Annotated in this window: 7 protein-coding genes; 5 read left to right on the plus strand and 2 right to left on the minus strand. The window is 70.5% G+C overall.

Annotated features, from left to right (window positions below; genetic code table 11):
• The first annotated feature begins 99 nt into the window (after positions 1 to 99).
• On the plus strand, positions 100 to 3,087 hold the full coding sequence (locus tag D0T12_RS12770; RefSeq protein WP_117399695.1) for a DEAD/DEAH box helicase: 2,988 nt from the start codon (positions 100 to 102) through the stop codon (positions 3,085 to 3,087).
• Positions 3,087 to 3,866 carry an SWIM zinc finger family protein gene (locus D0T12_RS12775; RefSeq protein WP_117399696.1) on the plus strand — a complete coding sequence of 260 codons (780 nt, stop codon included), beginning with the start codon at positions 3,087 to 3,089 and terminating at the stop codon, positions 3,864 to 3,866. Before D0T12_RS12770 ends, D0T12_RS12775 begins: the two co-directional genes overlap by 1 nt.
• A 15-nt stretch (positions 3,867 to 3,881) precedes the next feature.
• Here the strand turns inward: D0T12_RS12775 and D0T12_RS12780 are convergent, their stop codons facing one another.
• Entirely contained in the window at positions 3,882 to 6,452 is a 2,571-nt protein-coding gene (locus D0T12_RS12780) for a DUF4132 domain-containing protein (RefSeq protein ID WP_117399697.1), read from the minus strand.
• Between the two features lie 501 nt (positions 6,453 to 6,953).
• Between D0T12_RS12780 and D0T12_RS12785 the strand changes: the two genes are divergently transcribed.
• Entirely contained in the window at positions 6,954 to 10,676 is a 3,723-nt protein-coding gene (locus D0T12_RS12785; RefSeq protein ID WP_117399698.1) for an ALF repeat-containing protein, read from the plus strand.
• An 18-nt stretch (positions 10,677 to 10,694) separates the two neighbouring features.
• Positions 10,695 to 11,516: a hypothetical protein gene (locus tag D0T12_RS12790; protein ID WP_117399699.1), complete on the plus strand. Its 822-nt coding sequence runs from the start codon at positions 10,695 to 10,697 to the stop codon at positions 11,514 to 11,516.
• 80 nt (positions 11,517 to 11,596) lie between these two features.
• Here the strand turns inward: D0T12_RS12790 and glgP are convergent, their stop codons facing one another.
• On the minus strand, positions 11,597 to 14,179 hold the full coding sequence (gene glgP, locus D0T12_RS12795; protein WP_117399700.1) for an alpha-glucan family phosphorylase: 2,583 nt from the start codon (positions 14,177 to 14,179) through the stop codon (positions 11,597 to 11,599).
• A 116-nt stretch (positions 14,180 to 14,295) separates the two neighbouring features.
• On the opposite strand from glgP, the gene D0T12_RS12800 reads away from it, so the two are divergent.
• Positions 14,296 to 15,021: maltotransferase domain-containing protein (locus D0T12_RS12800; protein WP_117399799.1), on the plus strand; the 726-nt coding region annotated here is incomplete at its 3' end.

Consider the following 15,021-nt stretch of genomic DNA (forward strand, 5'->3'; position numbering starts at 1 on the left):
GTGACGAACGCCACGAGCCTAACCAGATATGGGCCGGACGCGTTCCGGGGCCGCTGTGGCGGCGCGTGACGTCGGAGGCTGCTGGTAGCTTCGGGAACCATGCTCGTCGCCCACGCCACCTGGCATGGTGGTGCGCTCTGCCTGTGGGCCGAACGCACCGGGCCGCACGAACTCTCACCGGACGTCCACCCGTTCGCCACATGCGACTTCACCGGCACGTCGTACGAGCCGCTCGTGCGCACCGGGTTCCGCGTCGAACTGTCGATGTCGTTGCCCACCCTCGGCGACCATCCGCTGCCGTCCGCCGAGCTGGGCCCCGAGCCGGTGTCCGAGGAGCCCGAGCTGCGTCCCTGGCGGGTGCCCGCGCTCGTCCTGGAGCCGTTCCCCGCCATGGCCCTGCTCCAGGCCGCCGAGGACGCCGCCGACGTGATCCCCGGCACCGACCTGCGCTTCCTCTGCATGATCGCGGACGAGGCCGTCCATCTCACCGAGCGCGGCCAGGTGCTGCCCGCGCTGCTGCGCGAGGACGGCGACCTCGTGGCCCGCTGGCGGCCGGTGATCGACGACCCGGCGCGTCACCGGGCGCTGGCCCGCGCCATGCCCGCTGCCTGCCGCGCCGCCGACGGTGGACGGCCCGCCGCCGAGGTGCTGCGGGAGGCGCTGTCCGGTCTGGTCGACACGGCCGTCCGGGGAGTGGTGCCGCATCCGCTGCTGGTGTCGCGGCGCAAGGTCCCGGACCGGCTGCCCCTCGCCGAACGCTGGGTGGCGGCGCTGACCGGCCCGTCCCCGCGGGTGGCGCGGGAGCCCCGCGACGACCCGGACGACCTCATCGCCGAACTGGAGGCGTGGGCCGCCGCCGCGCGCCGCCCGTCGGGGCCCCTCCGCGTCTGCTTCCGCCTCGCCGAACCCGGCGCCTCCGAGGAGGAGGAGAAGACCGACCACGCGTGGCGGGTGGAGTTCGCCCTCCAAGGAACCGAAGACCCGAGTCTCTACGTCCCGGCCGCGCTCGTCTGGGACGGGGAGGCCACCTCGCTCGCGGACGCCGAGGAGACGCTTCTCACCGGGCTCGGCCGCGCGCTGCGCCTGTTCCCCGACCTGGCCCGCGCGCTGGACGGCCCGGAGCCGGCCGAGTTGCTCCTCGACACGGCGGGCGCGTTCCGTTTCCTCCGCGAGGCGGCTCCGATGCTGGCCGCGGCGGGTTTCGGCGTCCTGCTCCCGCAGTGGGCGGGCAGGGCGAAGCTCGGTATGCGGCTGACGACCAGGGACGACGACCCCGAGGCGTCGTCCGGGGCCGCCGCGTCCTCCGGCTTCGACCTGAAGGCCATGGTCGACTTCCGCTGGGACCTCGCGATCGGCGACGACGGCATCGACGAGGCCGAACTGGAGGAACTGGCCCGTCTCAAGACGCCGCTCGTCCGCCTGCGCGGCCGGTGGGTGGAGTTGGACGAGGAACAGTTGCGAGCCGCGCTCGACTTCCTCCGCCGTCCGCGCCAGGGCCGGATGACGGCCGCCGAGGCGATCCGCGCGGTCGTCCACGCGGGCGACGACACCCTTCCCCTCACCGGCGTGGACGCCTCCGGCGCCCTGGGCGATCTCCTCTCCGGCGAGGTCGACCGCCGTCTCACCCCCATGCGCACCCCCGAGGAGCTGGACGCCGAACTGCGCCCCTACCAGGAGCGCGGGCTCGCCTGGCTGACCTTCATGGACGGTCTGGGGCTCGGCGCCCTGCTCGCCGACGACATGGGCCTCGGCAAGACGATCTCCGTGCTGTCCCTGCTCGTCCACGAGCGGGCGAACGGCGCGGCGCCCGGCCCGACCCTGGCGATCCTTCCGATGTCGCTGGTGGGGAGCTGGCAGCGGGAGGCGGCCCGGTTCGCCCCGAAGCTGCGCGTCCACGTCCACCACGGGACGTCCCGGCACCGCGGCGACGATCTCGTCGAGGCCGTCGCGGGCGCCGACCTCGTCCTCACCACCTACGGGACGGCGACGCGGGACGCCGAGACCCTCGCCGGGATCGGCTGGGAACGGGTCGTCTGCGACGAGGCGCAGGCGCTCAAGAACAGCGGGACCCGGCAGGCCAGGGCGGTGCGGAGCATCCCGGCCCGCGCCCGCATCGCGCTCACCGGAACGCCGGTGGAGAACCATCTGACCGAACTCTGGTCGATCATGGAGTTCGCGAACCCCGGGCTGCTCGGCCCGCGCGCCGAGTTCCGGCGACGGTTCGCGATCCCGATCGAGCGGGAGGGCGACGAGCAGGCGGCGCTGGCGCTGCGGCGGGCGACCCAGCCGTTCGTCCTCCGCCGCCTCAAAACCGACAAGTCGATTATTTCGGACTTGCCGGAGAAGCAGGAGATCAAGGTCTACTGCAACCTCACCACCGAGCAGGCCTCCCTCTACCAGGCCACCGTGGAGGACATGCTCGCCCAGATCGCCGAGGCGGACGAGACGCAGCGCCGCGGGCTCGTCCTGGCGACCATGGCGAAGCTGAAACAGGTCTGCAACCATCCGGCGCAGCTGCTCAAGGACGGCTCGCGCCTCCCCGGCCGCTCCGGGAAGCTGGAGCGGCTTGAGGAGATCTGCGCCGAAGTCCTGGAGCAGGACGAGAAGGCGCTCGTCTTCACCCAGTACGCCGAGTTCGGCTCGATGCTCCAGCCCTACCTCGCGGCCCGTCTCGAACGACCCGTCCTGTGGCTGCACGGCGGCACGTCGAAACAGGCGCGCGACGATCTCGTCCAGCGCTTCCAGGACGACGCCGAGCCCGCGATCTTCCTGCTGTCCCTCAAGGCCGCCGGGACGGGCCTCACCCTCACGGCCGCCAACCACGTCGTGCACGTCGACCGCTGGTGGAACCCCGCCGTCGAGGACCAGGCCACCGACCGCGCGTTCCGGATCGGGCAGACCCGCAACGTCCAGGTCCGCAAGTTCATCTGCGTCGGGACGATGGAGGAGCGCGTCGACGAGATGATCGAACGCAAGAAGGCCCTCGCCGACTCCATCGTCGGCACCGGCGAGGAGTGGCTGACCGAACTGTCCGTCGCGGAACTGCGCGACGTCCTGCGCCTGTCCCCCGAGGCGGTGAGCGACTGATGGACGACGAGGGCTTCGAGGGCATCAGGGCCCGCACGAAACGCGGCTCGATCGGCTCCCAGTGGTGGTCGCGCCGCTTCATCGACCTGGTCGAGTCGTTCGCCGACAAGGGCCGACTCCAACGCGGCCGCGCCTACGCCCGCAAGGGCCACGTGTTCGACCTGAAGGTCGCCCCCTACGAGGTCACCGCGCGGGTTCACGGGTCGGCTCCCGACCCGTACGAGGTGGCGCTCGGCATCGAGGCGATCGACGCGGACGGCTGGCGCGCGGCGGAGCGGGAGCTGGCGTCCCGGGCCGTGTTCCGCGCCCGGCTGCTCGCCGGGGAGATGCCGCCGGAGATCGAATGGGTCTTCGCCGAACTGGGCCTCTCCCTGTTCCCCTACTCGGCCGAAGACCTGCACCTGATGTGCGACTGCCCCGACTGGGGCGACCCGTGCAAGCACGCCGCCGCCGTCCTGTACCTCCTGGCCGAGGCGTTCGACGACGACCCGTTCCTCATCCTCCAGTGGAACGGCCGAGGCAGACGGCAACTGCTGGCGGCACTGCGGCGCGGCGCGGAGACCGAACCCGACCCCTTCGATATGGAAGACGAGCCGCTCACCGCCTCCGGCTTCTGGACACCCCCGTCAGGCCTGGCCCGCCTCCGCGACCGTCCGGCGACCCCGCCCGTCCCGCCCGGCTTCGTCCTCCGGGTGGCCCCACCTCCCCCCATCAAGATCCGCCGCCGCCCGCTCACGGACGTCCTGACCCCCGTCTACGAGGCCCTCACCCCCGAATAGCGCGGCCACGCCCCATCAGTACGCGCTGCGCACGAGGTCGTGGACGGCCTCGCTCATCGTGACGGGGTCGACGTTCCCGAGCGGCACGGTGTCCTTCGGCGGACGCGCCGGGGCCGGTCCCGCCCACAGGGCGGTGATCTTCTGGTCGTGCCCCTCGCCGTACATGTAGTGGTCGATGCCGGGGGTCAGCTCCGCCACGACGTACAGGCCCGCCGGGTCGCGCCGGGCGAGCCAGGCGCCCGAGAACCTGCCGTCCGCGTCCACCGATTCCCAGCGCCCCTGGGAGTGGCCCATGGCCTTGCCGTAGGGCAGCGCGAGCCCCTCCACGCGGGTGAGCCGGCGCGCGGCGCGCTCGTCGCCGGTGAGGCGGTAGACGGGCCGTCCGAGTTGCTCGAACGGCTGAAGGATCTCGTAGTCGGCGAACACTTCGGCCCAGGCCTCAAGATCGTCCAACAGCACCGGATGAGCGATGGCGACCCGGGCGTCTGATGCAGGAGTGAACGGATCGTCGTCGACGTCGGCGTAGGTGCGGTCCTCGGCGACGCGGAAGGCGGTGCCGCCGTCGGTGATCCACACCAGGCGGCGGACGATGTGCCCCATCAGCGGGTGGGTGACGAACAGGGAGTGGAAGTCGTCCGGCGTCCAGGTCCGTCGGGTCGTCATGGCCAGTTCGAGGCGTTTGATCTCCCGGTCGGCGATCGTGCGCAGGTCCTTCTTGAGGCCGGTGAACAGGGCGTGCGCGGCCGGGTCTTCCCGCGGCCCTGGTTTCGGCGCGCTCTTGCGGACCCGCCCGTTCGGTTCCACGACCAGCGGGACGAGCCGCTCGTCGAACGTCACGGTGAACCGCCGCGGGCCGTAGTCGAGGACGAGCGTGCCCCGGGCGTCCAGACCGAAGTCGGGAACGGCACGGTCGGCGAGATCGTCCGCCGTGATGCCACGCGCGGCGGCGATCTCGTCGATCTTCCGGGCCGCCGTGGCCTTGAGCCCCTTGTACTTTCCCCTGCGGGTCAGTTCGAACAGGTGGGTGAGCGCGACGTCGGAGCCGATCCGGGCGAGGACGTCCAGCGCCGCCTTGGCCCGCGCGGTGCGCCCCTCGCCCGGCCACCGCCGGATCAGGGCGCTGAGCCGCCGCACCGTCGTGTCGTCGCCGATCAGGCCGAGCTGCGTGAGCGCCCATCTGTGCCGGGTGGACGCGCCGAGCGCGAACCACCGCTGGAAGAGCGCCCAGGAGAACTCGGCCAGCGAATGCCGGTCGCAGTGCTCGCGGACGTCCGCGACCTCGGGGGCGTCCTTGGCGAGCAGGGCCAGGAGGCACCGGGTCGCCCGCGCGGACAGCGCCCGGTCGCGGCCCCGCGTGAGGATCTGCGGAAGCAGCGTCGGGTCGGCCCAGTCGACCTTCGCGCCGCGCGGCGGCCTGCCGGTGAGCGCGCCGGGCAGGTCGTCGGCGTCCGGGACCGGTGGCCGCGGCCCCTCGAAGGCCGCCCCCGACGGCAGTTCCGCGACGAGGTCGGGCTCGGCGAACAGCAGCCCGCGCAGCAGCCCGGCCGCAACCATGCCCCGGGTCGTGTCGTCCCCGGCCGACGGTGCCAGCGCCCGAACGGCCTGCGCCGGGTACCGTTCGGTCGCCTCCTCCAACGCGGCGGGCACGTCCTTGCCGCCCACATGGTCGAGCAGGACGGGGAAGATCGCTTCGTCGGGGATCGCGAGAAGCCCCCGCAGCACGATCGGACGGTTCTCCTCGTCGTAGCCGAGTTGCCTGCGGAGCAGCGGAAGAGCGTCCGCGCCCAACCCGTCGAGCAACGTCCCGACCACGGCGGGCGTCACCACCATCCCGCCCACCTGGTCGATGTGCGCGGCCCTGGACAGCGAACAGAGCCGGTGTTCGTAGTCGAGAACTCCCGTGTACTCGTCGAGGCTCTCGTCCGCCCAGGCCTTCTCGGTGGGCACGAGATAGGTGGCCGTGGCGCGCCTGGCGCCGTCGCCGCGGTGCTCCGACAACCGCGCGACGGCGTCGCGGTACTCGGCCTCCGGAGCCGCCGCCAGCAGCGCGCGGAGCCGCTTGACCACCGAGTCCTCGGCGACCCACCGACCCGCGATCCGGTAGTCCCCGCGGGTCGGGCGCCGGATCTCCCCACGCCACCCCTTCGGCCCTTCTCCGACGTAGGCGATGAGGTGGACGACGTCGTTGGCATCTGTTCTCCGCGGGTGCGGCACCGGGCCCAGCTCGATGGCGGACGCCTCGGTGACCGCGCACGCGGCGAACGCCAGCCCGCGGTGGAGTACCCAGGCGTCCAGGAACGCCGCACCGTCGACGTCCCGGACGTATTGCACCGCGATCGAGGCGACGGCCGCCGCACCGACGGGGTCGGGTTCTCCGGCCAGCCATGCCCGAACGGCCTTGCCCAGCTCCGGGTCGGTGCGCTCGTGCTCCGCCATGTCCTCGGCGATCGGCCGCGCCGCACGCCACCACTCCCGCGCCCGCTCCGCCGCGTCCCCGTCCACCACGACCGTGGGCCCGGGAACACCACCGCGCCGGGGATGGATGTGCTCGCGCCACTCAGCCGGAACGTCCACCATCTTCACCATGCCCCGGAAACCTAACCCCCACCTCTGACACTTCCCCCGACCCCAGTCAGCGCGGGAGGCACCTCAACGTCGACGCGGTCGGCGGAATGCGCGCGGTGTTCCCAATTCCGGTGGCACAGAGTGCAGAGGTCAGCGCACTGTCCGCTAGGCGTACCTCGCAATGTCCGTTGTCACCCGAATACGCACGGCGATCTTTTTCCTCGCTGAGCGGCTTTTATCTGACACAGCACAGATCATCGATCTTTTGATTGGAGAAGTCGAAACCCGTAGCGGTGGCCACAGTCGGCCACGGGGTTCAGCCACCAAGGCTGATTCTTGACAATCCAGGTCAGTCGGCGGTTGATCCACTGTTGGTAAGCGACAGAATCCAGCGCGCTGACGATACGCGCTTGTCTGGAAGATCATTCCCAGTTTTACTCGGGACGTCGAGCACTCCCCGCACCGCCCGTAAGGGCGTGGTGTCCGATATCTCCCGCATCCACCGCCCCGGAGTTGAGTGCTGTGACCTTCCATCGGAGCCGCCTGCCCATCGACCCGGCCGACTCCCGGCTGATCCGAACGGTGGCGCTTTTCGTCGCGCTGACGATGATCGTCGGCCTAATGCCCGGCAATGCGGCCGCCCATGCCCGCCACGGTGACCCACCGGTCCCCGATCAACGCCGCCAGGTGGTCGAGTTACTCAAAACCGGTGGACCGGTGACTGCACGGCAGGCCGAGGCCGCTCTGCTCGGGACCGACGCCGACGTGGTCGCGTTCGTCGAGAACGGGGCCAGGACCTCCGCCGAAACCGATATGCGCACCAGCGTCGAGCAGGTCCTGGCGACCGGCGGCCGCAACGTGCGCCGCGCCGCACAGGCCGCCCTGGATGGTGGTCCCACCGAGGTCAAAGGGTTCCTGGACGGCGGTTGGAAGAACCCATGGGAGGAGGATGTCCGCCTCAAGATCGCCCAAATCCAGGCCGCGGCGACCGGTCGCCACGTCCGGGAAGCCGCCGGCAAGGCGATGGACGGCGACGCCGACGACCAGGAGAAGTTCCTGGAGTCCGGCTACCAGGAGGCCCAGGACAAGGACGACCGTCTGAAGGTCGCACAGTTGGCGGCCTCCGGCGGCCCGGCCGTCAAGGCGGCCGCCAGCCGGGCGATGGACGGCCCCATCGAGGACGTCCGCGAGTTCCTGCGCCAGGGCTTCGAGGTCGCGGCCGCCCGCGACGCCGAAACCGACGCCGTCGCGCAACTGGCCGCCCTCGCCGAAGACGCGGGCAAGCGTGCGGCGTTGCACACCGGCGCCGCGGAGGAGGCCGCCGACAGGGCGGTCCACGCGGCGAACCTCGCCAAGCAGTCCACCGACCGGGCCGCGCAGGACACCAAGAACGCGAAGAACTCGGCGGCCAAGGCCGCCGCCGCGTCCAAGCGCGCCGCGGACGCCGCCAAGCGCGCCGCCGCCGCCGCGAAGATCGCCCTGGACGCCGCCGCCGACGCCAATCGCGCCGCCCGCATCGCCGCCTCGGCCGCATCCCGCGCCGCGACCGCCGCATCCCTGGCCGGACAGGCCGCCGCCAAGGCCAATCAGGCCGCGCAGGCCGCCCATGCCGATGCCGGGCGTGCAGCCGATGCCCGCAGGGCCGCCGAACAGGCGCGCGACGTCGCGGCGGGGGCGCGCAGGGCCGCCCAGGCCGCGGGAGCGGCCGCTGCCGCCGCCCGCGCCGCGGGTGCCGCCGCGCAGGCCGCCGCCTCGGCGGGCGCTCATGCCAACCAGGCCGCCGACCTCTCCAATCAGGCGGGCGAGTACGCCCGTGAGGCGGGCGCCGAAGCACGGGACGCCCACAACGCCGCCAAGTACGCCGAACGCCGCGCGTCCGCGGCGATCAGGGCCGCCGACCGAGTGGTGGCACTGGCCAGAGAGGCCGAATCCCAGGCCAACCTCGCCAGGGATCACGCCAACAATTCGGCCCAGTACGCCGAGAAGGCCGCCAAGGCCGCGGATGACGCCGCCGCGCACGCAGGCGAGGCGAAGAACAACGCGCAGGTCGCCGCCCGACACGCCAACGAGGCGACCAAAGCCTCCGACCAGGCCGCCGCCGCCACCGACCAGGCCGCCAAAGTCCATGAACTGGCTCAGAAGGCCGACGCGGCACGCCTTGCGTCGTGGGAGGACCAGCACGTCGCCGAGGCAGAAGAAGCGCTGGAGGCCGACAACGAGCGCAAGGCCAAGGAGATATGGGCCGCTGGGGAGGCAGAGAGATTCCAGGCCGAGACCGACCGGCTGATAGCTGAGGCCCGTGCCGCGGGCACCCCCCGCGCCACCGTCGTGCTGAACGGACGCAAGGTCGCGATCCGGCTGATCGAAACCGGCGGTCCGCACGTCCAAGCCGCCGCCGAGGACGCCCTGGCCAACACCGACGACGATGTGATCGAGTTCGTCCGCACCGGCTTGGACGACGCGATCGAAAGTGATGACCGCGCCAGCCTCCGGCACATCACCGAGACCACCGACAACGCCGAACTCGAAGCCGCCGCGGCCAAGGCCGAGAAGGGCGCCCGCACCGAGGTGCGCGAGTTCCTCACCACGGGTCAGCACGTGGCGAGGATGGACGAGTACCGCATCGAGATCGGCCGCATCAGCGCCGACGGCGGACCGAAGGTCAAAAAAGCGGCCGGCGAGGCGTTGAAGGCCGACACCCCCGAGGCGCTGCGCGCCTTCCTGCGATTCGGGTTCTCCGCGGCCCAGGAGAACGACGACCGCATCGCCATCGGTCAGATGCAGGCCGACGCGGGTCCGGAGCTGAAGGCCGCATCCCAGGCCGCGCTCTCGGGTCCCGCCTCCCATGTCCGCGCCTTCGTGGAGATCGAGCAGCACAAGGCCCGGCAGCGGGACGCCGACGCCACCGCCCACGACGCCGAGATCAGCGCCTATATCGCCAACGCGCAGCGCACCACCGCCACCGCCCGCCAGAACGCCGCGCACGCGCAGGAGGTCGCGGCCCGCGCCAAGGGCGCCGCCGCCGAAGCCGACGCCGCCGCAAAACAGGCCAAAGCCTACGCCACCCAGGCCGCCGCCCACGCCGCCGGCGCACGCGCCTCCGCGGCGAAGGCCGACGAAGCGGCCGCCCGCGCCGCGCGGTCGGCCAAGAGCGCCATCGCCGCCGCCGAGTCCGCGGCCAAGGCGGCCCGAAGTTCGCGGGAGTCCGCCGCCCGCGCCGCGACCTCAGCCGACCAGGCCCGCGCATCCGCCTGGCAAGCCTACCGGGCGGCCATGCAGGCCCGTGCCGACGCCATTCAGGCCGGAAAGGACGCGGCAGCCGCGGCAAAGGCCGCGGCAGAAGCCGCAAGAATCGCCGAGCAGAAGCTGCGTGAGCAGGAGAAGCTTAAGCAAGAGGCGGACCAGAATCAGACCCCGACTCCGGGCGTGGGCGTCTACTACACCAATGACGAAATTCTTTACGAAGAGGGCGGGAAATCCCTCGTCAGCCAATACCGCAAGGCAGGAGCCGACAGCGGTCGAAGGCTGACCGACTATATCGTCTCCATCGGCGGGGAGATCGTTCTAGACGTCATCGGCTGGAACGACGCCGTCGCCTGCTTCACCAAAGGTGATATCGCGGGTTGCCTGTTCACCGCACTCAACGCTCTCGGACCACTCAAACTCGCGGCGGTGGCCGGAAAGCTACCGAAGATCGGTAAAGCCATTTGGCGCATCGGCGGCGGTGTCACCACCTTCCGCAAGGTGGTGAGCAGCGCACATTCGTTCCTGCGCACCTGGGACGGCTTCATCGTTCGCATCCGGCAGCAACTTGACGTCGCGTGTAGCACTCCGCCATCGACGAACCGGAATGCTCCACGGTGCCGCTTCATCGTCGATGGTCTCGGGAGAGTCCAGGACACGACGACAACTCCGCGTCATCTGGTCGGCCCGAGGCTCGTCCTGCGGATCAACAAGCTCGTCGGTGAGGCCTGGGAAAGGGAGGTGGCCGCGTTCTTGCGGGAACGTGGGCGAAAAGTGCTGATGGAGCAGGAGGATCGCGCGGCACTCACCTTCGAGGTTCCAGGGTTCGACGGACCGAGGCGACTTGATCTCGGCGTCTGGGACGAGAATACTGGTGAGCTTCTTGGATACATCGAGTGCAAAACGGGTCGCTCGCCGTACACTGCAGAACAGCAGGCCAAGGATGAGTGGCTCCGGAAAACGTATGGATTCAACATCATCGTCGTCCGGATGGCCGAGTAGGTTGGGAAGTTCGTCGTCATGCCCTACGGAATCAGGATCTTCTGTGTGTCTCATCACCTGGGCGCCGCAGAGATGCTGGATCGGGTTCTCAGCCGTTCCGCCTCGCAGGGAGCCCCGCTGCGGGCATTGGACGAGCATGCCGTCGGTGACTCTTATGCATCAGCTCAGGTCCTTCTCGCTGGACGGGAGCACAACACCGACTCCCTGCACCTGCAGATATATGCGGCCTCGTACTACTACACCTGGAGTACCATCCAGGACTATGGGGCCCATCTCGTACGACCTGGGACGGTGCCCGACGCCTATGCGTCGCTGACGTTCCCGTCGCACGAGCTTGACTGGGGTACGTTCGAAGCGATCTGGAGATCCTTCCAGTCGCTGTGGCCGGTCATTCTCCATGTCGACGGGTCGGGCTTCGATATCGACCCGGACGACCTGGACACCGAAGACCGGCCCATCACGACCTCCGGCGATATCGATATGGAGGGCCTCCTCAAGAGAGCTCGTGAAGCCGTACAAGATTTTCTTCTTCGGGGTGCGCGTGTTCCATTCGTTGTGACACTGACCCTCGACGCGGGCGGAGAACTCTCCTCACCTCGGCAGCTGGATCATCCTGATCCGAATATCGAAGAAGCCGTGAACGAGCTACGCGGCCGTCGCCGGGAGTTGCGAGGTTTGGCGGTGGCCGTGGTCGATGCGGACAGGGTCGAGACACATGTCGAAGTCAGTACAGGGCACGCGATGCGTAATGAAGCACGGTTTCTGGTGCGCGGCCACACCAGGCGGAGGGTCGTCTGGCCAGGTGCAGTCACCCGCCCCGCCACGGCGCTGTTGTGGTGACGGCGTCGGGTGAGCCCGCAGTGCTTTGGTCGTGCCCACCTTCCGCCCATCGGTGTCCCCTCCTGGCAGCCCGAGGACGGCTAGCGGAGGTCGCCGTTGGTCATGCCGGGAGGTGCGGGAGGGAGGGAGACCAGGCCCATGTCGGCGCGGCCGGTCAGCATCGGGTGGCCCGGGACGACGCGGACGCTGTAGCCGAAGGCGCCGCTGCGGTTCAGGGGGAGCTCGCCTATGTAGCGGACTCGACCGTTCTCTGCCGGTTCGTCTTCCTCCAGTTGCAGGTAGGCCGGGTCGATCAGGGCGTCGGAGTCGTCTACGCGGCCGTAGACCGCCTCTACGGCGACGTCGTTCGGGGTGAGGCCGCCTAGATCTACGACGACCCGGACGGAGAGGTGGGCGCCGACCTGGGGGCTTTCTGCGCCGTTCGACTCGATGTGTTCGACGGCGACGTCCGGCCAGGCTTTGCGGACGCGGCGCTTCCATGCCGCGAGTTCGCGGGCGCCCGCGAACTGGTCGGCGACCATGGCGCGTTCGGACGCGGCCGCGGGGGTGTACAGGTCCTCGACGTAGTCGCGCATCATCCGGGACGCCAGCACCTTCGGGCCGAGGGTGGCGATGGTGTGCTTGACCATTTCGAGCCAGCGGCGCGGCAGGCCCGCCGCGTCCCGGTCGTAGAACGTGACGGACACGTGGTCCTCGATCAGCTCGTACAGCGCGGCGGCCTCCAACTCGTCGCGCCGGTCCGGGGCGGCGAGGCCGTCGGCGGACGGGATCGCCCAGCCGTTCTGGCCGTCGTACCACTCGTCCCACCAGCCGTCGCGGATCGACAGGTTCAGCGCGCCGTTCAGGGCCGCCTTCATCCCGGACGTGCCGCACGCCTCCAGGGGACGCAACGGGTTGTTCATCCACACGTCGCAGCCCTGCACCATGAACTGCCCGAGCGCCATGTCGTAGTCGGGGAGGAACACGATCCGGTGCCGGACGTCCTCCGACTCGGTGAACCGCACGATCTCCTGGATCAGCCGTTTTCCGCCCTCATCCGCCGGGTGGGCCTTGCCCGCGATGACGATCTGCACCGGCCGTTCCTCGTTCAGGAGGATCGCGCGGAGCCGGTCCGGGTCGCTCGTCATCAGCGTGAGCCGCTTGTAGGACGGGACGCGCCGCGCGAACCCGATCGTGAGCACGTCCGGGTCGAGGGCGTGGTCGATCCAGGAGGTCTCCGCCTCGCTCGCGCCGCGCTGCCGCCACGACTCGCGGAGCCTGCGCCGGGCCTCCAGGACGAGCCGCCGCCGCAGGACGCCGCGGATCCGCCACAGTTCGGTGCCGGGGCGGGCACGCACTTCTTCCCAGCCCTTCCCGGACTCCAGGATGGACGGCACCTCCCGCGCGGCCAGCTCCAGGATCTCGCGCGCCACCCACGTGCCCGCGTGCACGCCGTTGGTGATCGACCCGACCGGGACCTCGGCGGTGTCGAAGCCGCCCCACAGCCCGCCGAACATCTCCCGGCTGACCCGCCCGTGCAGTTCGCTGACGCCGTTGACGCGCTGCGCCAGACGCATCCCCATCACGGCCATGTTGAACACGGTGCGGTCGCCGCCGGGGTAGTCCTCCGCGCCGAGCGCGAGGATCCGTTCGACCTTCTCGGCGGAACCGTCGAAGTACCGGCCGACCAGGTCACGGGGGAACCGGTCGATGCCCGCCGGGACGGGTGTGTGCGTGGTGAACACCGTGCCCGCGCGGGTCGCCTCCAACGCCTCGTCGAACGTCAGACCCTCCTCGGCGACGAGTTCGCGGATGCGTTCCACGCCGAGGAACCCGGCGTGGCCCTCGTTGGTGTGGAACACCTCCGGTTCCGGGTGCCCGGTGATGCGGCAGTACGCGCGGATCGCCCGGACGCCGCCGATGCCGAGCAGCATCTCCTGGAGCAGCCGGTGGTCGCCGCCGCCCCCGTACAGCCGGTCGGTGACGTCCCGCGCCGACTGGTCGTTCTCCTCGACGTCGGAGTCGAGCAGTAGTTGCGGGACGCGTCCGACCTGCGCGATCCACACCTGCGCGTGCAAGCCCCGGCCCTTCGGCAGGTCGAGGACGACGCGGACCGGTGACCCGTCCCGTTCGCGGAGGAGTACCAGCGGCAGCCCGTTCGGGTCGATCGGCGGGTAGCGCTCCAGTTGCCAACCGTCCGGCGAGAGTGACTGCGAAAAGTAGCCGTGCCGGTAGAGCAGCCCGACGGCGATGATCGGGACGCCGAGGTCGCTCGCCGTCTTGAGATGGTCCCCGGCCAGGATGCCGAGGCCGCCGGAGTACTGCGGCAGCGCGGCCGTGATGCCGTACTCGGGCGAGAAGTAGGCGATCGCGGACGGTCCTCCGGCGCGCGACTGGTACCAGCGGGGGGCGGTCAGGTATTCGTGCAGGTCGTCGGCGGTGTCCCGGAGGCGGCGCAGGAACCGCCGATCCTTGGCCAGCCGCGCCAGCCGGTCTGACGCGACCTCGCCGAGCAGCCGGACCGGGTCGTGGTGGACGGCCTTCCACAACGCCGGGTCGACGGCGCGGAACAGGTCGAGCGTCTCGTGGTGCCACGACCAGCGCAGGTTGAGGACAAGTTCCTCAAGCTGCCGGAGCGGCTCGGGAAGGACGGTACGGACTGTGAAACGTCGGATTGCCTTCACACAACGTCACGCTATGTGCTCCGGTCCGGTGGTGCGACAGGGGGGTGGAGGCACTTTGCCTGTCCCGTTCCCGCACATGGACGTTTTGGAAGGTTCGCACGGGTAGGGGACGGCACATGCACGTCGAGTCCGGGACGTCCGGCGGGACCGGGATTCCGCGGGTTGGTCGCATTCCGATTATTGATGTCGCGCCGGTGGTGGGGTGTGGTCGGTGGCCTGCCAAGGCGGTGGTGGGTGAGACGGTCGAGGTGTCGGCGACGGTGTTCCGTGAGGGGCACGAGCGGTTGGGCGCGGCGGTGGTGTTGCGCACGCCCGAGGGTGAGGAGTTGCCGGGGCGGCGGATGCGGGAGGTGGCTCCGGGAACCGACCGGTGGGCCGCGGAGGTGACGCCGACCGAGATGGGGTCGTGGTCGTTTCGGGTGGAGGCGTGGGGTGATCCGATCGCGCACTGGTGGCACGACGCCCAGATCAAGGTGCCGCGCGGTCAGGACGTCGACCTCATGCTCACCGAAGGATCACTGCTGTTCGCCCGCGCGGCCGAGGCCGTCCCCGGCAAGGACCGGCCGACCGTGGAACGGCTCGCCGACCTGTTGGGGGACGAGACCGTTCCGGTCACCGACCGGATGGAGGCGGTGACCGACCCGACCGTCCAGGACGTGTTGGAGCGTCATCCGTTGCGGGAGTTGTTGACCGTCAGCGACTGGTACCCCCTGGCCGTGCACCGCCAACGCGCCCTGTACGGCGCCTGGTACGAATTCTTCCCCCGCTCCGAAGGCGCCACCCTCGACCCCCTCGGCCGCCGCGGCCCGACCTCGGGAACCTTCCGCACCGCGATGAAACGC

This window comes from Actinomadura spongiicola (assembly GCF_003432485.1).
In the GTDB taxonomy this organism is placed as follows: Bacteria; Actinomycetota; Actinomycetes; order Streptosporangiales; family Streptosporangiaceae; genus Spirillospora; species Spirillospora spongiicola.

Bases quoted from the DNA above. Each gene is read 5' to 3' on its own strand.
- D0T12_RS12770 (WP_117399695.1), top strand. From the start codon at position 100: ATGCTCGTCGCCCACGCCACCTGGCATGGTGGTGCGCTCTGCCTGTGG.
- D0T12_RS12775 (WP_117399696.1), top strand. From the start codon at position 3,087: ATGGACGACGAGGGCTTCGAGGGCATCAGGGCCCGCACGAAACGCGGC.
- D0T12_RS12780 (WP_117399697.1), bottom strand. From the start codon at position 6,452: ATGGTGAAGATGGTGGACGTTCCGGCTGAGTGGCGCGAGCACATCCAT.
- D0T12_RS12790 (WP_117399699.1), top strand. From the start codon at position 10,695: ATGCCCTACGGAATCAGGATCTTCTGTGTGTCTCATCACCTGGGCGCC.